General features: G+C 67.1%; 16 protein-coding genes and 1 pseudogene. 12 read left to right on the plus strand and 5 right to left on the minus strand.

The annotated features are described in order from the left end of the window. From Bequi_RS13300 to Bequi_RS13325, 6 genes and pseudogenes are all read left to right on the plus strand, one after another. Nucleotides 1-123 (plus strand): annotated as a pseudogene (locus Bequi_RS13300) (IS481 family transposase); the annotation flags it as partial. Between the two features lie 213 nt (nt 124-336). After that, complete coding sequence (locus tag Bequi_RS13305; RefSeq protein ID WP_249738424.1) at nt 337-6,900, plus strand: DNRLRE domain-containing protein; 6,564 nt, start codon at nt 337-339, stop codon at nt 6,898-6,900. A gap of 262 nt (nt 6,901-7,162) precedes the next feature. After that, nucleotides 7,163-7,402, plus strand: coding sequence for a hypothetical protein (locus Bequi_RS13310; protein WP_249738425.1), 240 nt, complete (start codon nt 7,163-7,165; stop codon nt 7,400-7,402). Nucleotides 7,403-7,706: 304 nt separating this feature from the next. Further along, nucleotides 7,707-7,991, plus strand: coding sequence for a hypothetical protein (locus Bequi_RS13315; protein WP_249738426.1), 285 nt, complete (start codon nt 7,707-7,709; stop codon nt 7,989-7,991). A gap of 81 nt (nt 7,992-8,072) precedes the next feature. Then, nucleotides 8,073-8,222 (plus strand): hypothetical protein, encoded by a 150-nt coding sequence (locus Bequi_RS13320; RefSeq protein WP_249738427.1) that lies wholly within the window; start codon nt 8,073-8,075, stop codon nt 8,220-8,222. Between the two features lie 24 nt (nt 8,223-8,246). Next, nucleotides 8,247-8,405 carry a hypothetical protein gene (locus Bequi_RS13325; protein WP_249738428.1) on the plus strand — a complete coding sequence of 53 codons (159 nt, stop codon included), beginning with the start codon at nt 8,247-8,249 and terminating at the stop codon, nt 8,403-8,405. Between the two features lie 213 nt (nt 8,406-8,618). On the opposite strand, the gene Bequi_RS13330 is transcribed toward Bequi_RS13325, so the two are convergent. The 4 genes from Bequi_RS13330 to Bequi_RS13345 form a co-directional block, all read right to left on the minus strand. Continuing rightward, nucleotides 8,619-9,629 (minus strand): hypothetical protein, encoded by a 1,011-nt coding sequence (locus Bequi_RS13330; RefSeq protein ID WP_249738429.1) that lies wholly within the window; start codon nt 9,627-9,629, stop codon nt 8,619-8,621. 5 nt (nt 9,630-9,634) lie between these two features. Next, complete coding sequence (locus Bequi_RS13335) at nt 9,635-11,983, minus strand: phage tail tip lysozyme (RefSeq protein ID WP_249738430.1); 2,349 nt, start codon at nt 11,981-11,983, stop codon at nt 9,635-9,637. Nucleotides 11,984-12,186: 203 nt separating this feature from the next. Beyond that, nucleotides 12,187-16,686, minus strand: coding sequence for a hypothetical protein (locus Bequi_RS13340; RefSeq protein ID WP_249738431.1), 4,500 nt, complete (start codon nt 16,684-16,686; stop codon nt 12,187-12,189). Further along, complete coding sequence (locus Bequi_RS13345; protein ID WP_249738432.1) at nt 16,683-16,892, minus strand: helix-turn-helix transcriptional regulator; 210 nt, start codon at nt 16,890-16,892, stop codon at nt 16,683-16,685. The genes Bequi_RS13340 and Bequi_RS13345 overlap by 4 nt, the downstream gene beginning before the upstream one ends. A gap of 418 nt (nt 16,893-17,310) precedes the next feature. Between Bequi_RS13345 and Bequi_RS13350 the strand changes: the two genes are divergently transcribed. The 5 genes from Bequi_RS13350 to Bequi_RS13370 all read left to right on the plus strand — a co-directional run bounded on the left by Bequi_RS13350 (nt 17,311) and on the right by Bequi_RS13370 (nt 19,874). Then, on the plus strand, nt 17,311-17,910 hold the full coding sequence (locus Bequi_RS13350; RefSeq protein WP_249738433.1) for a hypothetical protein: 600 nt from the start codon (nt 17,311-17,313) through the stop codon (nt 17,908-17,910). Nucleotides 17,911-18,004: 94 nt separating this feature from the next. Further along, on the plus strand, nt 18,005-18,442 hold the full coding sequence (locus tag Bequi_RS13355; protein WP_249738434.1) for a hypothetical protein: 438 nt from the start codon (nt 18,005-18,007) through the stop codon (nt 18,440-18,442). Beyond that, nucleotides 18,439-18,717 carry a hypothetical protein gene (locus tag Bequi_RS13360; RefSeq protein ID WP_249738435.1) on the plus strand — a complete coding sequence of 93 codons (279 nt, stop codon included), beginning with the start codon at nt 18,439-18,441 and terminating at the stop codon, nt 18,715-18,717. The genes Bequi_RS13355 and Bequi_RS13360 overlap by 4 nt, the downstream gene beginning before the upstream one ends. A 157-nt stretch (nt 18,718-18,874) precedes the next feature. Continuing rightward, the gene (locus Bequi_RS14300; RefSeq protein WP_283775029.1) at nt 18,875-19,381 is read left to right on the plus strand and encodes an ImmA/IrrE family metallo-endopeptidase; all 507 of its coding nucleotides are present in this window, start codon (nt 18,875-18,877) and stop codon (nt 19,379-19,381) included. Beyond that, nucleotides 19,371-19,874, plus strand: a complete 504-nt coding sequence (locus tag Bequi_RS13370) for a hypothetical protein (protein ID WP_249738436.1) — start codon at nt 19,371-19,373, stop codon at nt 19,872-19,874. Before Bequi_RS14300 ends, Bequi_RS13370 begins: the two co-directional genes overlap by 11 nt. A gap of 178 nt (nt 19,875-20,052) precedes the next feature. On the opposite strand, the gene Bequi_RS13375 is transcribed toward Bequi_RS13370, so the two are convergent. After that, nucleotides 20,053-20,421: a hypothetical protein gene (locus Bequi_RS13375; protein ID WP_249738437.1), complete on the minus strand. Its 369-nt coding sequence runs from the start codon at nt 20,419-20,421 to the stop codon at nt 20,053-20,055. A 307-nt stretch (nt 20,422-20,728) separates the two neighbouring features. Between Bequi_RS13375 and Bequi_RS13380 the strand changes: the two genes are divergently transcribed. Next, nucleotides 20,729-21,907 carry a peptidoglycan recognition protein family protein gene (locus tag Bequi_RS13380; RefSeq protein WP_249738438.1) on the plus strand — a complete coding sequence of 393 codons (1,179 nt, stop codon included), beginning with the start codon at nt 20,729-20,731 and terminating at the stop codon, nt 21,905-21,907. Nucleotides 21,908-21,916 lie beyond the last annotated feature (9 nt).

Below are 21,916 nucleotides of genomic sequence, written 5' to 3' on the forward strand. Positions count from 1 at the left end.
GCCGCGCTCGAGGTCTGGAACCTGCACTACAACTATCACCGTCCCCACGGCACGCACGGCGGACAACCGCCAGCTTCCGCGACGCCGGCACGTGTCAACAACGTCCTGGCCTCGTACAGCTAGGTCTCCGACCCTGCAGGTTCTGCGGAAGGCCGCCCGTTCTGCTGGTAGAGGTGCAAGCCTTGGGCTCCCAACTTCGCCCAGTCCCGACCCATGATCTGACCAAAGTTTGAGAATCGCATGCGCGGAGACTGAACTCGCTGTAGGGTCACTCCAATCTCCGGCTTCGGAGGGGTGGAGCGGCCGTGTGGCCGCCGGTGGGCGAAGGAGCCTGCGATGTTCTTCCCTGTTCTCCGTGGTCGGCCTCTGTTCTGGATCTCCTGGTGCGTGAGCGTGCTGCTCGTGGGCGCGTTCATGGGCGTTGCGGCATTGAGTCCTGCCCGCGCGGAAGGTCCGGCGGCGCCGCCCGCAGCTCCTGCGGCTCCCGCCCCGCCGGAGCTCGTCGACTTCCCGTCCGCCCGGGTGCAGGCGAAGGCCACGGGGAAGAAGGTTGAGGTCACCGCAGAGAAGACGGACACGTCCTCGACGTGGGTGAATCCCGATGGCACGGTGACGACGGAGCAGTTCTCGGCTCCCGTGCGCTTCCAGGACGAAGCCGGCACCTGGCAGAGCGTCGACACGACGCTGGTGAAGCAGTCGGACGGCACGATCGAGCCGAAGAGCGTGGATGGCGGCGTGGAGCTCGCTCCTGCTGTGGCGGGCGCGGAGGGTGACCCGGCCGAGGTCGCGTCCCTGGAGGCGCCGGATGATGCCCCGTGGAGCGTCGCGCTCGGGTGGGAAGGAAAGCTGGGGGCACCTGCCCTCAAGGGGTCCACTGCGACGTACCCCAATGCGTGGCCGGGTATCGATCTGACGGTTCGGGCATCGCGTGACGGGTTCGAGCAGTCGTTCGTCGTCAAGGACCGTGCCTCGGCGGAGGCTTTCGCGAGCACGCAGACGGGCCCGACGGTCCTATGGGAGCTTCCGATCCTGGCGCAAGGCGTGAATGCCCGCGAAGTGGATGGGGAGCGGATCGAGTTCGTCGACCGCAACGGCGCAGTCGTCTCGACGTTCGAGGCTCCCATGGCGTGGGATGCGAAGGTCGATCCGGCCTCGCGGGAGCACGTGAACCATGCGGCGATGGGGGTCGCGATCACGAGCCAAGGCGATGGTGTTGTGACCTTGGGGCTCACCGTGGATCGAGGCTGGCTGCTCGCGTCCGATCGTCATTTCCCGGTGACCATCGACCCTGTCTACGCAGCAGCGTCGGCGACGGCGACGTTCGATGCCTACGTGCAGTCGGGCATCACCGCTGATCGTTCGAGCGAGCAGGAGCTGAAAGTCGGGACGTATGACGGCTCGACCGTCGCGCGGTCCTTCGTCGGTATCCCGAATGCGCAGTTCCAGAACCAGCAGATCATCTCGGCGACCTTCAACGTCTACGAGACGTGGTCGTGGTCGTGCACGCCCTCCGTGCTCGAGGTCTGGAGCACCGGCCTGGCGAGCTCGTCAGTGCGGTGGACAAGCCAGCCGAACTGGATCTCGAAGGCGGGCTCCGCGAATGTCGCCAAGGGCGGTTCGAGCGCGTGCGGTGCTGGATGGGTGAACATCGATATCACTGCGATGGCGCAGGGATGGTCCTCGAACCCGGATCCGCGGATGACGATCGGCCTGAGGGCGGGGTCGGAGACGTCCACGAATGGCTGGAAGCGGTTCGCGTCCATGGAGTCGACCACTCCTCCGTCGGTGACGTTCACGTACAACCGCAAGCCCGCGGCTCCTGAGATGCCGACGATCTCCGGCTCGATGCAGTTCGGTGATTCGCTCTACGTGGGCGACGCCGCTCCTACGGTCACGGCAATCATCTCCGATCCTGACGCGAACGACGTCCGCTCGGTGATCCAGGTGTTCACAGGGACCGATGCGACGACCAAGGTCGCGGAATGCGTGACCGGCTGGGTCGCATCCGGCCAGCCAGCATCCTGCACGCTCAGCGCCCTCCCCGATGAGCGGACCCTCTATGTTCGAGCGTCTGCGCAGGATGGTAACGGCCTCTGGGCCGGGGCCGCGTCCCCGTGGCGCTCCATCAAGACCGCGCAGGCGACCCCCGTCGCCCCCTCGATCGCCTGCCCGGCCCTGACGAGCGGGAAGTGGGCAGCAGCTGTGCCCGGCTCCGACGTGGTGTGCACGGTGACCGCGCCCTCGAAGCAGGGCAACAACCAGGCCGTCCGGATCGACTACCGCGTCGATGGGCAGGCGCTCGGCACTTCCGTGGCGGTGACCCCGGGGCAGTCGTTCCAGGTGACTCTCCCGAAGGCAGAAGGCGGGCATCAAATCCGCGCCCGAGTGTTCACGGCATCCGGGAAGAGTGATGTCGGCGTATTCACCACCGGCTGGGGCGGCCCCTCCGTCATCTATCCCCAATCCCTCGCGGCCTCGAACGGGAAGTTCGCCGTCAAGGTGCTCGCACCCCCTCGCATGGCCGCAGAGACGACCGTCAGCGCGCAGATGAAGTGGCGCCCGGCCGGCACGCAGAGCGCGTGGACCAACGCGGGCAGCGCCACCAACGTGACGACCGCCCCGGGCACGGCGATCGACTTCAACACCACGTTCGATGCTGCAGCAGCCCTGGCCGCAGCGAGCAGCACCTCCCGTGGCGCACAGCGACTGGAGTTCCAGGTGTGCTTCGCCTACTCCGGGGTCGAAGAGCTGTGCACGGGCCAGACGCGCCCGACGACGCTCGTGCGTGTTCCCCACGCCTTCGGCAGCGGATACCCCACCGCCGAGGTGGAAGCAGGCCAGGTAGCTCTCTACACCGGTGAATTCCAGGCCTCAGCGACCGACGCGACCGTGCCGGGCTACGGCTCGGACATCACCGTCTCCCGTTCCCATCTGTCCTACACCAACACTGGGTCCGGCGGAGTGAAGGAGTGGCCTTCGGATCCGGTGACCGGAGTGTTCGGACCCGGGTTCACGGCGAACCTCGAAGGGGACAGCGCCGTCGGCCTGGCGGGACTGCAGGTGGTGGATCGCCGCAAGACCGACGCGACGCTCTCCCTCGTCGCAGAGGACGGCGATCCGCTGGTCTTCATGAACCCCGACGGCGCGCTCGGCACCCCTTCCCCGGCGACTCTGCTCCCCGCTACGGATGACACCGCTACCTCAGGTATCACGGCCGCGATCGTCGCCGGTCCCTCAGGGCAGCTCTTGGAGGTGAAGGAGGACGACGGCACCATCACCCGGTTCATCCCAACCGCCGCCGCTCCCGCCCCGGATCTCGTCTGGCGCCCCCTCGAGATCGCTGAGCCGGGCCAGGTGGGAAAGACGACCTTCGGCCACGATGCGAACACGGGCGCCGTCACCCGGATTGTCGCTCCGCTGCCGGATGGTCTCGAGGGCACGGCATGCGCGACCGCAGGCCAGCTCGCGCCGGGATGCCGCGCATTGGACCTCACATACATCTCCGTCACGGGACCGGATGGCAAAGCTGCACAGCGGGTCTCGCAGATCTCCGCGGTGATGTTCAACCCCGCAACGGGTGCAGTCGAATCCAAGCCGATCACCTCGTACACCTACGACTCCCTCAGCCGCCTGAGCGTCGTGACCGACGTGCGCTCCGGACTGAAGACGACGTACACCTGGGAGGGTGAGACAACGCGAATCTCCACGATCACCCCCTCGGGGCTCGCACCCTACGAGCTGCACTACGCAGCGAACCCGGATCCCTCCGTGCCCACGCAGATGCTGAAGAACGTGCAGCGCGGGCCGCAGACGGCAGGGGCGAACAATGTGCAGCTCGCCTCGATCGTCTACAACGTCCCCGTCTCCGGCCCGGGGCTCCCTGACCTCTCGGAGAACGCCGTGGGAGCGTGGGCTCTGGAGGCGAAGACCTCCACCGAGTTCATCGGGCAGAAGCCCGTCACCGGATACGCAGTCTTCGGATCGGATCACCCCGTCTCTGCTCTCCTCGGCAGCGAGCTGACTGCGGACGACATGCAGTACGCATCCCTGCAGTACGTGAACTCCGAGGCGTACACGATCAACTCCGCGGTCTACGGGGCCGGCACGTGGAACATCACGGCCAGTCGCTACGACGCGCTCGGCAACATCACCCGGACGCTGGACGCGAAGGCGATCGCGACCATCACCTCGCGTGCTGCAACGACCACCCCCCTCCAGGCCGGGGAGGTGGATGCGATGTCGACGCAGAGCGTCTACAACGAGGACATCAAAGACGCGGCAGGGAAGGTCCTCACTCCGAAGGGCACCCTCATCACGGACACGTACGGCCCCGCCCGCACCGTGTTGCTCGCCGATGGCACCACGAAGACGCGCGCTCGCCCGCACGTGCACACCACGTTCGATGAGAAGGCTCCGAACGGGGGCATCAACCCGGCGACGGGCGCCCCGTACCGGCTGCCGACGACCGTCGCGACCGACCTCGTGGACACTTCGCTGGTCTCGGGCCAGACCCCGCCGGCCGTCATCGAGAAGCTCTCGGTCACGACGAGCGGATACGACGCGATCGACGGGAAGCCGGCGACAGACCCCACCTCGGGGTGGGTCCTCGGGGCCGCGACCACGTCGACGGATGCGGTGGGGCGAGTGACCTCTCAGCGCTTCGATGCTCGTGGGAAGGTCGTGGAGCGCCGCCAGCCCGCTTCGAACGGCTCTGATGCGGGGACGACGCGGACGATCTTCTACACCGCGGCAGCCAACAGCGAGGATGCCGCCTGCGGGGCCAGCGCGCAGGCGAAGGCCTGGGCAGGACTGCCGTGCCGGTCGTTCCCGGCCGGACAGCCGAACCAGGGTCCCACCATGCCCGATACGCGAGTGACGGGATACGACTACTGGCTCGCACCCACAAGCACTGTGGAGACCAGCGGCGCGGCGACACGCACCTCTCAGATCCGCTACGACGCCGCGGGGCGACCGATCTGGTCGAAGATCTCGACGGCCGGTCTTGCGGGGTCGAAGGCTCTCGATGCGACGTTCACGCAGTACAACGCCACCACGGGCCTCGTGGATGCCGTGGGAGTGTCGAACGCGGAGGGCACTGGCATCGCCGGCGCCAAGCAGATGACCACCTACGACCTGTGGGGGAAGCCGATCAAGGAGATCAACCAGCTCGGCGACATCACCACGACGACCTATGACGACAAGGCCCGGGTGACCAGCGTCGCTGATGCGAAGGGCACAACGGCCTTCGAGTACAACGGCACCGATGCGAACGGGAAAGCCGAGCGGCGCGGCAGCGTCACGAAGCAGACCGTGTCCCGTGCGGGCACGACGCCCCTGGTCTACACCGCGGCCTACGACGCCAACGGCGCGATGACCACCGAGAAGCTTCCTGGTGGGATCGTCGCGACACATGTCGTGGACGAGGCCGGGGAGGAAGTAGGCCTGTCGTACGCGGGTCAGGTCGCCGCGGCCGATGGTACGAAGAGCACGGGCGAGTGGTTCGCCTGGTCCCAGGTCAACGACGGCGCGGGCCGCGTGCGCACGGACTCCGCGACATACACCGTGGCGGGTACTCCGGCACCGCGTGCAGCGAGCGCGGACAGCTTCGACCATCGGTACAGCTATGACGCTGCGGGCGCTCTGGTGAAGGTGGAGGACCGCACCGGGGCACCGGTGGCGGGCAGGACGGTCAGCCCGTTCACGACGCGGGAGTACGCGTTCACGAAGAACGGGGCGCGAGCCTCGCTGCGGGAGTCGGTGCGGGCTGATGGGACCGCGACCGGGCGTGCGGTGGCGGGGGTGTCGCAGGATCTGGTGTACGACACGGCTGATCGTCCGGTGGGCGGGTATGTGTATGACCTGTTCGGTCGGCAGACGACGCTGCCGGCGAAGGATGCTCCGTCTCCTGCGGGCGGGGATATCGCACTGGGGTACTTCGACAACGATCTTCCGGCTTCGGTGTCCCAGGGCGGGACGTCGACGGTGTTCACGCTGGATGTCGCGAAGCGGCGTCTGGTGCAGTCGGCGACCACGGCGGGGCAGACGACCACCACCACCCGCCACTACACCGACGGTTCGGACAACCCCTCCTGGATCGAAGTTACCTCCCCAGCCGGGACGGTCTCGACGACCCGGTTCGTCTCCTCGATCTCGGGGAGTCTGGGTGCGGCGATCACCTCCGATGGGGTGACGCGGCTGGAGCTGTCGAACATCCACGGCGACATCGTGACCACCGTGGAGATCCCTGCCACCGCGCAGTCGGATGTACCGGCGACGGGGATCACGGGGTGGGCCGCGTACACGGAGTACGGGACCCCGATCGACCCGGCGCAGGCGAAGAACGTGGGGACCGCAGCGGGGTACGGGTGGATAGGTGCGAAGGGGCGCTCGACGACGGATGCGACCGCGCACCTCACGCTGATGGGGGCACGGTTCTACAATCGAACCACGGGCAGTTTCAGCGGCCCGGACCCGATTCCCGGCGCCAACTCTACGTCATTCCAATATCCTACTGATCCGATTAACGTTTGCGATGCAAGCGGCCTCAAGCCTCAAGCCTGCAATGGGATTCGTACTTTTGTTATAAGTCGATCAAAGTCGAAGACTTCAACCGGTTCGTGGCAGCCTCAGGCGCTCACGGCGGCACTTGTCAACCTCTTGTGGTCCAAATTGGGGTTCTGGTTGGCAGATTTCCAAATTCAAAGTGCCTATAAGCAGAGCAGGACAAGGACGTGGACCGAAGAGCAGTGCGCCTATGGGCGACGGGTCACGGTTCACTTTTGGGCAACAGAAGATCGCTATAAGGCTACGTACACTACTGGCAGTGGAAATCAACCTTGGTTGGAGAAACGGCATACCTCTGTTTCGGCCTGGATAGTCCGCGGCACTTCCCATTGGTAAACCCCTTTGTTCGATTCCGGGCTTACCCCCGAATAGGTGCACCGATGACCGAGTTTTGATTAAGCCTCTCGGAGGTGGCGCACTCGGCATTTGAGGATCGCATAGGCTTAGGGAGGCGCCGCCGCAGTGCGGGTCTCCCCATAGGCCTCCTTGGCGAATGACTACTGACACCACAAGGAGAGAGTCCCTAGGTGGCCCATATCTGACAAACGCGAAAGCGTGCAACCCACTACCGACCCACGTTCATTTAAAATGGAGCGAAATGAAATCTTCCGAGACGGACGGCAATTATTCCCAGAGGATTCGCAGGAATATTTGGATAGCCGCCGCTGCAGCCTTGCTGATTGGTGGAGTCCTGCCGATATTGGTGCTGTTTTCGGCCTTCGGTTCACTCGGCGACAACCCTCGCCGAGCAGAGGAACTCACCCATGTCGCCTGGCTCCTCATTGTGCTTGAATTGGTAGCCTTCGGGATATTTTTATATTTACATTTTAGGATGTAGTTCATTGTGGGAATGATTGAGTTTCGAGATTGCATGATATTCCAGTTGTTGGCGCCGGGGCCATAGCGTCGTAGCAACATTTAAGATTGGGGGGGCTGGAGAGGTAGGGCGGGGGATGAAGCCTCCCGCAGGACTGGCGGACAACGACAAGTCAGAGATCTCAACCGGCGCCTAGCGCGGCTAGGTGAACAGCGTGATGATGCGCATGTCTTGCCCGGTGGTCGGGAGACTCACGCCGATGTAGAAGGCCCGGCGCATCCAGATCACACCGCAGCGCGCCGCACGGATCCGCGAGGCAGAGCAGATGCTGGGCGCCACGATCCTCGGCACCCTCGCCGGCCAGAACCACGAGCTTCGCCGCGGAGACTCGGTGATCCTCCCGGAGCGCCCGACGGAGACGGGACGTCCCCGCTCGGCGACGTTCGCGAAGGCACTGGCCGAGCACGCTGGTCTGAAGGTTCCGAAGCTGCGCCTGTCCAAGGCAGTCCATGTCGTCCCCGACGTCGATCCTGCGCCCGAGGACGCAGAGTGGAAGTTCGTGCGGGAGAGCGCGTTCTGGACGTTCGCGAGGGGTGCCGTCCAGAGCTGAACCACGGTGGATGCGGAACCAGCGGCCTCCGAGGCGCGCAGCGGACGGACTCCGGTGCGAACGCGCGGGACATAGCAGGGCATGGATCAGCCATCAGCCCCTGCCGCCGTCCCCACCCGCCGCATTAGCCTTGAGTACCACCTCCACGTCGCCCGCGGCCGCACGCGCGAGAAGTACGTGCTGCTGCGTCCCGTCGAGCTCTCGATCATCGACGCCGCCCCCTCGGATTAGCGCTACGCAGACACGGGAGTGCGCGTGTCGCCGAGCGGCACCATCTACCGCGGAGGCCGGCTCCTGTCGGGGACCAGCGAAGAGCAGGTGCGGCATGCGACCGCAGACGGCTTCGAGCTCGAGCACGTCCTCACTCCCGGCGGGCGAGTGCTCTCGAGGAAGCTCGTGTCGGCCGGGGCCTGATCCCGGCGATCCGGTCCAGCATCGAGACCAGCGCACCGCACCCGACGGCAGTTCCTGCGCCCACGAGAATCCAGGCCGCCGCGAAGATCCCCGGAAGGGCGATCGCGCAGATGATCAGCGCGAGGCCGGCGATCGCTAAGGCCAGGGCGATGTGCGCGAGGATGCTGCGCAGACGCCGATCACGGCGCCTCGCGGAGCACATGCGGCCGCCGCTCAATCTCCGTCGCCGCCGTTGTTCTGCGCGATCGGGGTGGCCTGCACCGACTGCACCTCGTAGCGCCCGGAGTCCCCGCGCTTCCACGTCACCGTCACGTCAAAGGACCCGAAGTACGTGGGATCGTAGGCATCGACCCAGGAGCCGAAGAACTGCGCCTGCGGGTCGCCCTCGGCGGTGGCTCCGGTGAACGCCATGCCCGTGGTCTCCACGGTCATCGCGTAGCCGCCGTCGCGCGAGGCCGGCGGCTGGATCTGCATCGCGGGGCCGGTGTCCTTCATCAGCAGGGCGAGACGTGCGGCACGGGCCTGCGGCGTCTCGCCCGGCACGTAGCGCAGCACCTCGTGTGCCACATGGTCACCGGTGGTCACCATCGCGGTCACGTCCGTCGAGCTCATCGGAGCGACCTTGCCGTACAGCGGGCCGGGCGCGTCGACGTCGCCCAGCATCTCGGGGCCCCAGTCCAGCGCGTAGACGCGGCATCCGCCGCCGGTGTGCCCCTCCTCGGCCGGCAGGCACTGCACGTACAGCTCGTAGAAGGCGCTGGTGCCGGTCGCACGGACCGTGAAGCGGGTCGCCTGGCCGAGCGCGTTGTCGTACGTCTCGCCGAAGGACAGATCGAACCCGGTGGCGCCGGTCAGCGGCGTGCGATCAGCGCCCTCGAGGGACGCAGCGAACTCACCGGTCGCGAGGTCCGCGGTCGCCGCGCGCAGATCAGCGACGGACAGATCCCCGAAGGTGTCCGCGAACGCCTGCGCCACCTCCCGAGGAGCCGATGCGTCGAAGCCCGAGACGTGAGAGGGCTGCGCGGCGGGATCGGAGCTCGCCGCGTCAGGGGAGGGCTCGGCCGAGGGGGACGCGGAGGGCGTCCACTGCGCGGCCGGACCCGACGGCGCCGGCTCGACCGTGTCCTCCCCGGCGCGCAGGCCATGCAGGAGGAGCATCACGATAGCTGCGATCACCGCCGCGGCGATGACGGCGATGACAGTGAAGCGTCCGCGGTTTCTCATGACGATCAGCCTCGATACTCGGGAATGCCGCGCTTGGCGGCGTTGGAGGGGATGAACTCGATGTGCCAGAACTCCCCGTTGTGGATGTACATGCCGTGCTTCAGCCCGAGGTCCCGCAGCTGGATCCAGCGCTGTAGGCCAGGGCCGGAGCCCGGGTAGTAACAGGAGTTCTCGGGCGTCTGCGTCGCGCCGCAGTTGCCGCGCTCGTAGCTCGGCTGGAAGCCGCCCATGTCGAAGGCCATGCCGAACTCGTGGTTGGACCAGCCGGGAGGGGCCGCGTTGCCGGTCCGCGCCGCCAGGACGACCTGCTCCTGATGGGTGCGCCACGTCGAGTTGATCGACATCTCCAGGCCCATCGCCTTGCCCTCGGCGTAGAACGAGAGGAACTGCGAAGCGATCGTCGCGTTCATCTTGATCGGGCGGCCGCTGGTGTCGGTGACACCGTCCATGCTGCAGATGCGCACCTGGACCGGGTTGCCCTCGATGTACGCCGAGTGAACCCCCGCGTCGCTCGTGCCGGCCGGGCAGATCAGGCTCGCGCTCGGCGCCGTCAGGGCCGCGAAGTTCACGCACCCCGCCGGCGACCCGTCCGGGCACGGGGTCACGCTGCCCGCGGCGATGGTCCCCGGGATAGAGCTTCCGCCGCATGCGCTGGCGGCGCCGCCCGCCGGGATGGTCGCAGTGCCCGCGATGATGGAGGACAGGTCGAGCCCTGACATCGCCGCGACCAGCTCCCGCGCCTTGGCGAGGTTGTTCGTGTAGACGAAGTTCGTCTCGGCGGTGTTGCCCTGGATCTTGTGGATCAGGTCCACCGGGTCCATCGACTTCCAGTTCGGGTAGCTGGAGAGCGACTTCATGGTGCCGGCGTGGGTGGTCACGCCGTTCAGCCACGCGGTCGTCGACCACACGGGATCGCGCACCTGGGCTTCGGTGCCGTAGTACGCGCCGTCGCGCTCGATGACGCGCATCTGGTACAGGCCCGTGTCGCCGTCGCCGTTGATCTGGTCCATCGACGACTTGTCGGCCCCGAGGGTGGACTCGCCGATCGCCGTGGTGATCGCGAGGATTCCCGCTTCGTCGGGGTAGCCGAGGGCGCGCGCGGTGGCGAGGATCGTCGCCGCAGTGCGGACCTGCTCGGCGGAGAAGCCTGCGACCGCGGGGATCGCCGCGACGACGGTGGAGCCGTCCGCCGCCGGGGGCACGACCGCTGACCCGCCACCGGGGGTGTAGACGGGCGCCGGGGCCGCGGGAGCTGCGGGAGTGGTGGGAGTCGTCGCTGCGGGAGTCGTCGCGCCCGTGCCGCCCGGGCCGTACAGCGCCATGTACTTGCGGGCGTTCTCGAGGCGCCCGGCTTCGTTCGCGTAGTCCTTGTGGGGCCGCTCGTACTTGTTCATGAACGAGCGCGTCGCGCCCTCCACAGTGGTCTGCGTCTTGAGGTCGGCGCCGGCGGCCTTCTCGTTGGTCTGCAGCTCCATGATGATGTAGCGCATCTGGAACAGCACCAGGGCGTCGATGTCGTCCTGGGTCATCGACGCGGGCATCGTCTCGTAGCCGGGGGCGGCGATGTAGAACCGCTGTCCGAGCGATGGGTCGGCGATCACGGCGTCGCGGATCTTCAAGTGCCGGTCAGCGGTCCACTGCACCAGGCCCCAGCCGCGGGAGGTGTTCGGAGTGGATGAGAGACCCTCCGTGAGGAACGGATTGAACTTGCTCTCCTGCCACACGTTGCCCATGACGCCGGCGGTCTGCTCGGGGGTGTAGCCGGCTCCGATCATGTAGTTCCAGACCTTCTCGTCCACGGAGTTGCCGACGACGGTGCCCGTGCCCGCGGAGATGGTGCTTGGCTGGCACTCGTCCTCCTGGCTCACTGAGAACATCGAGGTCAGCAGGACCGAGGCCATGATGACGTTGAAAATGCCGAGCATCGCCGGCAGCGACAGCAGCAGCGCCATGATCGCCAGGTTCCGCTTGAGGTTCTTCGACCCCACGAACCTCGTCGCGACGTCGCTGGCGACCCCCGCCGCAGCGCCCGCGCCCACGGCCGTGAGACCAGCACCGACCGCGGCACCCGCTCCGAGTGCCGCGGCCTGCTGTGCCTTCTCCTTGATCCCGCCGTCTCCGGCAAGGAGTTTCCCGGCAGCCTGCGCCTTCGCATTCTTCGACCGGGACAGGGCCTCACCGGCGACCTTCGTGGCCGCCTCCGACTTCGTCGACGACGACGCCACATTCCGGGCAGAGGATGCCGCCCCGGAAGCCGCGGCCTTCGCGCTCGCGGCCTTGGCCTTCACGGAGCTGGCCTTGGAGGGGGCGGAGCTGGCGGCGGCGGAAGCGGCGGGGTCGGAGGTGGAAGCCATGGACTCGGCAGTGCCGCCCTTGGCCGAGGTGCTCGAGGCAGACGCCGTCGCTGAGACCTTGCCTGCTGCGGGCGCCGCGGGCGCTGTGGATGCGTCGGGCGTGGGAGTCGCCGTCGAGGCCTGTGCAGGATCAGAGGCGGGGGAGGATCCGCCGGGACGGAGGCTCTCCCCGTCGCCGGCGGACCGGTTCGAGCTCGCCGGGCTCATCGGCCACCGCCCTTGCCTCCGCTATCGCGCTCAGAGCCGCGAGACTGGCCGGGCTCGAGCGGGCGCGGGGACTCACTACCGCGGACACCCCCGGCACCGCCGCCGAGGGCTCGAGCGCCCGGCACTGTGTCCGCACGGCGTGCGCCCGCCCGGCCGGCATCCGCCGCGCGCGCAGTGCCGCGGGCCCGGTCGACGCGGGGCTCGGCCGGCCGCTCCGGAGCGCGCGACGATGCGGGAGCGGGTGCCGGACGGTCAACGGCCGCGCGGGCCGGGGGAGTCCGGTGAGTCTGAGGACTCGGGGCGGGCTCCAGGTGCACGGGTGCGGGAGCCGAGACCGGAGCGGGCGCCGGTGCAGGTGCGGGAGCCGGGAGGGGTGCTCGAGGGGGCTCGTGTGTCCGGGCGGGCTCGGGTGCCTGACGCGGAGCCTGAGACTCCACCGCTGCTCGCTCCGAGGCAGGGCGCTGCGGCTGCGCGGGCAGCGGGGTGCGCGCGGGCTCGAGATGGACCGGGGCGGGCGCCGACACCGGAGCAGGAGCCGGGGCGGGCGCAGGAGTACGAGAAGCCTCGATCGGGGCGGGGTCAGTGGGCGTCGGGGCCGACACCGCGGGTGCGGGTGCGGGGGCCACCGGGAGCTCCGCCGAACGCTCGGACCCGAGATCCACGCGCGCCGAAGCCTGAGGGGCCTCCACCTGAACGGCTTCATCGAACCTCGGCGCGGGGATCTCCGCCGCCGGAGCCGACGGCACAGCCGGAACCTCAGCGACACGAACCGGCTCCATCCGTGCAGGCTCCACTTCCACCGCGCCGCTCATGTCCGGCACGTCATGGCGCATCGGTGTTCCGCCCAGCTCCAGCTGAGACGGGGAGGAGTGGGCGGGCGGAAGCGCGGACTGGTGGGCAGGAGCGCGCTCGGCGACCTGCCGGGGTTCGACATCCGGGGCGTACTCGCCCGGATCCGGCATCGGAGGCTCCAGCATCGGGTCGAACTGGGGCGCCTGAGCCTCATGCTGAGCGGCCAGAGCGTCGAAGGAGCGACCATCGGGTCGGACGATCTCGGGCGTGGCAGACGACTGCTGTCCCACCTGCGATGCGGCGGACTGCTCGATCTGCTCGACCCGTCCGGAGCCCTCGCGCTGGACGGGCGCCCCGCCCTGGCCGGACGCTGCGATCGCACCGGACGCGAGGCCCGCTCCGGCCGCGAGGCCCGCGCCGCCAGCGGCAACCGCGGACGACTGCGAGTTGATACGGTCCGACAGGAGCTGCGCAGTGCGAGTCCTGCCGCCGAGCAGACCCTCGCCCGGCGCAGACCTGGGCGCACGTGCCCGCACGCGCTCGGCCTCGCCGCTGGCGCGCTTCGCATCCGCGGTCAGGCCGCGCTGATGCTTCGAAGCGGCCGAGTCGAGCTTGGCCTGCACCCGCTCCTGGACGGCGCCGCTGCCGATTGCGCCCTGCGCCGCCAGACGGCGAGTCTCCAGGCGCGCGGCACGGCGGTTGTCCCGCTCCAGGCGCGCATCGGCGCTGCTCGCGCGAACGCCCGCCTTCGACAGATGCCACCCGGCCGCCGTCGCACCGAGCGCCGCCGCCGCGGGCAGGCCGACGCCCGTCAGCGCCAGAGCACCAGCGCCCGCGTACATCGCGGCCTGCTTCTTGTGGTCCATGGCCCAGCTCGCGGCCTTCGCCGCACCGCGCACGCCCGCACCGAGACCATCGCGCACACCAGGCGCAGCGATCCGCGCAGCATGAGCGGCCGAACGAGCACCGCCCAGAGCTGCACCGGCGCCCGCGCCCGCCTGTCGGCCCAGCGCCCGCAGATCGCCCGTACGCGCGCTGTGAGCCGCCATGCCGATGCCAGCGGTTGCCGAGGACAGGCCAGTGCGAGCGGCCTTCGTAGCTGCAGCGGTGCGCTCCGAGAACGCTGCCCGGCGCTGCTGGGCGAGGGCGAGCTTGTCGGTGCGCTTGACCTCGGAGAGCTCGCGGGTGACCTTTCGGCGATCCTCGGCCGACATCGCATCGAGCTGTCCGCGCGTGACGGCCGCGCCCTTCTTGTTGTAGCCGATGACGCGGCCCGCCGCGATGCTCTTGGAGCTCGCGCCCTCCTGGAGGGCCGCAGCAGAGGCGCTGCGCTCCGCCTCCAGCTGGGCACCGCGCATCCGGCGCCGGCCGCCACGAGAGGCGAGACCGGCCGCCGCCGCAGCCGCGCCTGCACCCGAGAGCGCCTGCTCGCCGCCCTCTGCGCCAGCGACCGCGCCCTTGGCCGAAGCATCGCTCGAGACGCTCATACCCTGCACGCCGTCGCTCTTGCCGGTGCCGCCGGTGACCTTGCTCCCCGCGCTGTTGTAGGCATCGCCCTTGCTGGCGAGGTTGCGGACTCCCTGTCCGACGCGGCTCATGCGCGAACCGACAGCCCCACCGAGCGCGCCGATTCCCGCCATCATGCCCGGCGAGAAGCCGGAGGAGGCCATCGCCTTCGCGCCCTGGATCGTGAACGGGCTCGCGCCCATGAGGGACTTCGCGCCGAAGTGCAGCAGCAGGATCGTCAGCAGGGGAGCGGCCGCCGCCCAGATCGCCATCATGCTCGAGCTCGTGAAGAACGCGCTCCCCATCCCGACGATGATCATGCTCAGCACCGCGATGACCACGAAGATCGCCTGCGCCGCCGCGGTGAACAGCAGCACCCCGAAGGTGCGATTGCCGAAGCGCTTCAGCCGCGAGGCCGAGTCTGCCCACATGCCGATGATCAGCGCGCCGAGCAGGAACAGCCCGAGGACCACCGCGCCGAGCTTCGCGACCATGATCACGATCGCGATCAGGCCGTAGACGAGCAGGGCGACGAAGCCCGAGAGGGCGAGCGCGAGCCCGGAGGACCACGACGGCTCGCTCGGCGCGTGGATCTGGAGGAGAGCCTCGCGCAGGTCGGGGTCAGCGACCTCGAGGATGGTCTTCGACTTGCCCGGGTCGATCTTCAAGGCGCTCGGGACCGCGTCATCGCTCCACCAGCTTGAGCACGTCGCATTGTCGACGTTCGGCAGTCCGCCGTCGCCCGTGGCCTCGGGGATCGCGGTCCATGCGCCGTCGGCGCCCGGCCGGCAGATCATCCAGCCCACCAGCGATGCGTCCTCGTTCTCGAGGGTCTCGCGTGCGTCGGCGCCGCCCCATGCGAAGCGAGGCCCAGGCCCCGCATCCTTCACATTGGCGAGGGGAGCGCCGCTGGTCGAGTAGAGCGTGAACTCGGGCGTCGGCGCGGCGTTCAGCACGGTGTCGGTGTAGAGGCCGGCTTGGTAGTCCTGGAGCCGGCAGAAGGAGGCGAGCCCGATCGAGTTGTCGCCGGAGCCGTACTGCGAGTCGACGTAATAGCGCAGGCCGGGCTTCTCCCAGAGGGTGGAGACGGCGCTGATCGCGGGGCTGCCGCCGGGCTGGAGACGCCACTGCGCCATGCTCTCCGAGCACGATCCGTTCTGGTCGGAGGCGACGGCCTCACCGGCCGACTTCGGGGTCAGGTCGTCCTGGAGGTACATGACGCCCTGAAGCGGGGCGTTGGCGATCGCTGCCAGGGCGTCGGAAGACTTCGTCATGATCCAGCCGGGGCTCATGAAGCCCGGCACGTACGGGCCGTCGTCGCTGGCACTCGCGGGAGTGGAGGACATCGCGCCGTTGGTGACCATGACCAGGAGCGCACCCATGAGCACCGGCATGAACAGGGACTTCGCGCCCTGGATGAGCGACCCGGGACCCATGCGGGAGGCGCGCACCATGCGCAGCACGACGAGCACGAGCGTGATGATGAGCAGGAGCGCGCCGATGCCGCTGTCGACGACGGTGCGCCCGATGGTCGCTGCGAAGCGGTCGATAGGGGGCCCGGCCTGCCGCAGGGGGCAGAACTCGATGGAGAAGCCCACCAGCTGCGCAGACCAGCCCCACATGGACTGCCCGAGCGCGCCCGGCATCTCCGTGGCGACGGAGCGCGCGGATGCTGCGACGTTCTCCGCGGCCTTCAGCCATCCGTCATCGAGGAGCTGGTGGTGCTGGTCGATGGACTCGGTCCAGCGCACGAGCGGGATGAGGTCGTTGTCGCTCGCGGATCCGCAAGCGATATTCGCGGTCGGATCGGTCTCATCGCCCACCTGGACCGGTCCGGGAGGAGCCATCGGCGCCATCGGAGCGAGGGCGTAGGTCCCTCCCTGGGAGACGACGACCCCGCCGATCTGCAGCGACCCCTGACCCGCGGCGATGGCCGTCGACGGGATGAGGATGGACAACGCCATCAGGAGTACAGGCGCGATGAGCGCGATGATCCGCCGCGACAGCCGGCTCCGGCGCACGCTGCGCACAGTCGCCTGCATCAGGTCGCGGTCGATCCCGGAGTCCTGCTCCTGGTGGTCGTGCATGTGCTGGTCTCCTCCGGTGGCGCGAATGCTCCTGGTGGGGACCATGCGCACTTTCGAGGCGATCACCGAGCAACGGGTGCCGCGATCGGAGAGGTGGGCGCTGAGGCTCACCGCCGACGCTTCACCGGATCCTCGAGCGTGCCCACGACACGGGACTCCAGCCATCGCTCGATGTCCTGCTCGCGGTAGCGGACTATCCGTCCCTCGCGGATGAAGCGCGGGCCGCGCGCAGCGGAGCGCCAGGAGCGCAGAGTCTTAGGTGCCACGCCGATGAGCTCGGCGGCGGTCTCGGTGTCGATCGTCAGGGGGGTTGGCATGACCTCCTATGTCCCGCGCGATGGAGGTCCAGACCGGGCGAGGGTGGAAGGCTCTCTCGGAGGAGGCTCGGAGGCGGACCGGACTGGAACCGGTGCCGGCGGTACATGCATGAGTGCGGGCGCTTCGGATGCCCGTGATGCAGGTCAGCAAGTTTGGGCCCCGCGTGAGCGGGGATGAGCCCGTGGCAGCCAGTGCTCGCTCTGTCGCCACCGATTGGGCCCCGCGTGAGCGGGGATGAGCCCGTCCGGGCCAAGTCCGGGATGAACCGGGCGATGTAGGCCCCGCGTAGCGGGGATCTCGCTGATCGCCGCCGCTTCGCCCGCCCATGCGCGAGCGAAGCGGAGGTGCATCCCAAATCCACCACCAGAACGCTGTCCGTAGCAGGACAGCACACCCGTCCCACCCTGAGGAGTAGCGATGTCGACGAAGCTCACCTCCGCCGAGAGGAAGGCCGACCGATCGCTCTGCCCGGTCCCCATCTCCAGCAAGCTCGACCTGCGCGTGCACGATGTCGCCGAGGCGATGCGCGCGGCCGGCGAGACGCAACAGCTCACCATGGACGACCTGAAGTCCTGGCGCCGGGACCCCGAGTCTGTGCCTGCGTGGCTCGTCGTACTCGAGGCCGAGCGCGAGCTCCGTCGTGCTCGAAGCAGTGCCAAGGCTGAGGCGCGCAGGGAGCGGGAGGCTGCACGGACGTTCGAGCGGAAACATGAGCGAGTCATCCGCACTGCCCACGTCATTGAGCGGCTTGAGCGAGGTGCCACGCGATTCCGAAGCGAGCTGGACCGGGAGATCGTCGAGGGCCTGGCCTTCGAGGTCTCGAAGGAGCTCGTGCGCGGGACGGATCCCTCGGAGCTCGACGCTGCGGCCGTCAACGCCCTCAAGGCCGTCGGCGTGAGCGCCTTCAAGCACAAGGAGTGGATCGTCCATGCGGGAGGGTGCGAGGGCACCGGTCGCACGTGCATGGACGACGCGATTGCGCGCCTCCAGTTGGGGAAGACAGACGACCTACCCTAGAGCCAGGCCGCGAGATGCTTGCGCCAACGGGATGAACTTCCGCCCGGTGGAGAAGCCACGGGGCTGCGGGAAATCCTGGCGAGAGGGGGTGGCCATGGGAGACCTGGACGGCGCTCAGGACGGCCTGCGCAATCTGCGCCGATCGCGCCCGCTGGAGGTCGAGACCGTGGTCCTGCCCAGCGGCAGCGAACTGACGATCCCGACGCTGGACGAGTGCCTGCGGGTGAAGGGTTTCCAGGTGTGCCAGCGGAACCAGATGCGGGATTACCTGGATGTGGCCGCCATGGCTTCCTTGGACATCGACGGTGCAGCCTCTGCTCTGCGCAGCATCGACGACTTCTACGAGGAGGAGACGAAGACCCGCGGTTCCGTCGCGACCGACCTGGCGGAGCGCCTGGCCGATCCGTCCCCGCGGGACCACCGCACGATCACGGGTCTCGCCCAGTACAAGGGGCTCGCGCCACGATGGCACGACTGGGATGCGGTCGTCGAGACCTGCCGAGATGTCGCAGAGAGGATGCTGGGACGATGACCATCAGTCGGCACATGTTCCGGAACGTTTCCACAACCCCGGACGACCCGGTTTCCACCTGGCCCCATGAGGTCGTGCGCGCGGCGATCGAGTACGGCCAGATCACCGACTGGGATCCCATCGCGGCCGAGGTGCGCCAGCAGCCTTTCGGGGCGATGGCGACGACCCTCGAGGAGACTCTCGAGTTCGTGGATCCCTGCGGCGCCGCGACGATCCTCCGGCGCGTGCTGGAGCGGGCGCGGCGGGAGGCGAGTGCGGCGGCCGGCGAGCGGTAGGTAGGTGGGCACCGGGCGCCACAGGTCACGGCTCTCGGACTGGCGCGTTGTCCCGCCTGGATGGACACCAGATGGCTAGAATCGAGGGCAGTAGCACCGAGCTGATCGCGCTTCAACGGTGCAGCCGCTTCGGCGATGATTCAGGTGAGATGGGGTGATGCAGATGCTGGTCTTCCAGATCGCGCGCCAGCAGGCGAAGAGCCTCCTCGAGACAGCCTGGGACGGGGAGTTCCCCGTGAAGCTCGGCGGCATCTCGCAGACCCTCGATGCCGAGGTCCTGCATGATCACCTGCCTCCGGAGCTGTCCGGCTTCATCGTCAAGCGCGAGGGCGAGGACACGGTGCACATCATGCTCAACTCGACCGAGTCGACTGAGCGCCAGCGGTTCACATGGGCGCACGAGCTCGGCCACCTCATCGAGCGCGCCACCCTCGCGGGAGACGATGACTACTCGTTCGTGGAGACACGGATGCCCGAGCGCTACGACCTCCACGAGTTCTTCGCCGACGAGTTCGCCGGGACCCTGCTGATGCCGGCACCCAAGATCCGGGAGCTCCAAGCTCGCGGGATCACGGCGGCTGGGATGGCAGCGTTCTTCGGGGTCTCGTTGAAGGCCATGCGCAAGCGGCTTGATCGCCTCAAGAAGCAGCCTGATGCCGACTGACGACTTCGACAAGGTGGACTCGGACGACCTTCCATCCATGGATGAGACCGCGGGCGCGGGAGAGTCGGTCTCGGATCTGACAGACCCGCCATCTACGAGTGCGGAAGAGGCAGCGCGGACACCGAGCGTCCCGGCTCCTCGCAGGGCGCCTCGGGTCCGCGCTCGCACCTCGCGGTCAGGCTATGCGGCGGATGTGGCGGCCGATGATCACGTGTCCAAGCTTCTCGCGCAGACCCTCCAGGATCGCAAGCAACGCTTCGACCAGCGGGCCAGCGTGTTCCGATGGGTGATGCGGATCGTGCCCAGTTCGCTGGTGGCTACCATCGCCCTAGTGGCCTGGCTTGCAGTCCACGGCAAGGTCGGCGATGCCGTCTACATCGCGTTCATCTCTGCGATGGCCGCGCAGTCGTTCGCGCTCATCCTCACGCTCGTGACCAGCCTGTATCGGTCCGAGCAGCAGGCGGCAGCGAAGGCGGAGAAGACTCCGAAGTAGGCGTCGCGGCACCAGGTTGACTAACGCGGTTAGCCTATCCCTTACACTACGCTTCACCAGCTCATTGCCCAAGAGCGTAAAGCTCGGCACCGTGCGAACTCTCAACAATCGAGGGTTGGCAAGAGTAGGCCTGTCATGCCCAACAGTGAGCAGTCGCGGCAAACACTGAAGTCGACCCCTATAAGGGTAATGAATCGTGCCGAACGACTTGGTATACCAGATCGGCTGGGATTTGGAATATGGCTAAGGCTAGAATAGTAACTCCGATCGAAACGCCCGCAACAGCAAACGAATGAGACCCCGAAGTCGAACGGAAGCTGGCAATGCCAAAACTAATCGCCACTAATGAAAGGACATAACTGAGCGTTGGCGCTAAAAAACTGGGCAGATCTGAGACGGGGTGCCCGGCGTTCATTTCGATCGCATCGACAAAAGACACGAAAAGGTCGGCGGAAAGCATGGCGATGATCGCTCCCACGCCCGCTCCGACGGAAATCCGGCCGGACGCACTCGCGAACCTTTTGTCCTTCAATTCGTTTGTTTCCATGCCGCTATCATAGCAGGCCGGAACTCGCCATCCGGTCGCCGACTACTCGTAGCCGCCCTTTGGGAAGAGGCGCGTCAGGGGAGTTCCCCTCCCGGGGGCTTCACGGGATACCCCTGACCCCTTGCGCCTTCCGGGTAGTGTGTGCTACATTACAGCATAGTATGTAGCAAAGACGCACACACACAGACACAGGAGAAGACACGTGGTTTCGATCCTTCCCAGGAATAACTGGACTTCTATCCCGAGCCAGGCACCCGCCATTAAGGCGAGTCAGACTGCTGTCTACCTTCATTACCCTAGTGCCTGGATGGCAATCGGTCTGGAGTCTAGGCAGGGGGTGATCGCGCGACTTCAGAGCATCCTCGATGGCCACATGAATCACCCGACTGAGCCATATGTTGACATTGCCTACAACTGGGCTGTCGATCAGGTCGGTCGCATTTGGGAGCTGAGGGGAAAGAGGCAGTCGGGCGCAAATGGCACCAGTGAATCAAATCGCGTGGGCCAGTCAATTTTGTGTCTCGTGGGGAACACGGAAGCCCCCACAACTGAATTGGTGGCTTCGGTTAATCATCTGATCACATACATTAGGGAATGGCAGCCTTCCGCCCTGTCCGTTTTCGGTCATCAAGATTCCGTTCCAACTCAATGTCCCGGTCAGCAGATCATGAAGCTCATTGCCGCGGGCGCATTTGGGGGCGTTAGCCCGATCCCGAAGTTCGATGATGGGAACATCGGAGTGCCGATTCCGGAGATCCCTGGGATGCAGGTGGGAATCAATGTGGATGGGCGCCTCGGTGAATGGACCGTGAAAGTTCTCCAGCGACGCCTCGGCATTACGGCCGACGGCAGGGCGGGTTCGGGTACTTGGCGAGCCCTCCAATCATTCCTTGGTACGCCTAGTGACGGCATTGTTGCGAATCAGTCGTACACGGCAGATGAGCTCGGCAATGGCATTAGCGGGGGCTGGCAGTTCACTGGAAGGAATTCTTCAGGATCGAGCATGGTCCGAGCGCTCCAGGCATATATTGGTGTTTCTGTGGATGGCGTGTGGGGTGAAGGCACCACAGCGGCATTGCAGCGGTATCTCAATAATCACGAAAGCGCCTTTACCGGACCTGGTGTTCTCAGAACAGAGCTTGGGATAACTGTCGATGGGCGATTTGGTCCATCCACTGTCAGGGTCTTGCAGGCGCGACTTGGGGTGGTGTCTGATGGGAAAGCTGGTTCAGGGACGTGGCGTGCCCTACAGTCGTTCCTCGGCACCTCGGTCGACGGTGTTGTGTCCAACCAGTCATACGCGGCAGAAGAACTCGGGAGCGGGATTACCGGTGGCTGGCAGTACACTGGTCGAAACTCTTCCGGTTCAAGCATGGTGCGAGCGCTTCAGGCATATATCGGCACAAGTATCGATGGAGTGTGGGGCACGGGGGTTACTTCCGCGCTGCAAAGGCATCTCAATCGATACGACTCGGCATTTCGTTGAGGATTGAGG

The sequence above is a fragment of the Brachybacterium equifaecis genome, from assembly GCF_023509525.1.
GTDB classification, from domain to species: Bacteria; Actinomycetota; Actinomycetes; order Actinomycetales; family Dermabacteraceae; genus Brachybacterium; species Brachybacterium equifaecis.

Bases quoted from the DNA above. Each gene is read 5' to 3' on its own strand.
- Bequi_RS13350 (WP_249738433.1), top strand. From the start codon at position 17,311: ATGTCGACGAAGCTCACCTCCGCCGAGAGGAAGGCCGACCGATCGCTC.
- Bequi_RS13320 (WP_249738427.1), top strand. From the start codon at position 8,073: ATGGATCAGCCATCAGCCCCTGCCGCCGTCCCCACCCGCCGCATTAGC.
- Bequi_RS13355 (WP_249738434.1), top strand. From the start codon at position 18,005: ATGGGAGACCTGGACGGCGCTCAGGACGGCCTGCGCAATCTGCGCCGA.
- Bequi_RS13315 (WP_249738426.1), top strand. From the start codon at position 7,707: ATGCTGGGCGCCACGATCCTCGGCACCCTCGCCGGCCAGAACCACGAG.
- Bequi_RS13345 (WP_249738432.1), bottom strand. From the start codon at position 16,892: ATGCCAACCCCCCTGACGATCGACACCGAGACCGCCGCCGAGCTCATC.
- Bequi_RS13375 (WP_249738437.1), bottom strand. From the start codon at position 20,421: ATGGAAACAAACGAATTGAAGGACAAAAGGTTCGCGAGTGCGTCCGGC.
- Bequi_RS14300 (WP_283775029.1), top strand. From the start codon at position 18,875: ATGCAGATGCTGGTCTTCCAGATCGCGCGCCAGCAGGCGAAGAGCCTC.
- Bequi_RS13310 (WP_249738425.1), top strand. From the start codon at position 7,163: ATGAAATCTTCCGAGACGGACGGCAATTATTCCCAGAGGATTCGCAGG.
- Bequi_RS13335 (WP_249738430.1), bottom strand. From the start codon at position 11,983: ATGGCTTCCACCTCCGACCCCGCCGCTTCCGCCGCCGCCAGCTCCGCC.
- Bequi_RS13330 (WP_249738429.1), bottom strand. From the start codon at position 9,629: ATGAGAAACCGCGGACGCTTCACTGTCATCGCCGTCATCGCCGCGGCG.
- Bequi_RS13360 (WP_249738435.1), top strand. From the start codon at position 18,439: ATGACCATCAGTCGGCACATGTTCCGGAACGTTTCCACAACCCCGGAC.
- Bequi_RS13305 (WP_249738424.1), top strand. From the start codon at position 337: ATGTTCTTCCCTGTTCTCCGTGGTCGGCCTCTGTTCTGGATCTCCTGG.
- Bequi_RS13380 (WP_249738438.1), top strand. From the start codon at position 20,729: ATGGCAATCGGTCTGGAGTCTAGGCAGGGGGTGATCGCGCGACTTCAG.
- Bequi_RS13370 (WP_249738436.1), top strand. From the start codon at position 19,371: ATGCCGACTGACGACTTCGACAAGGTGGACTCGGACGACCTTCCATCC.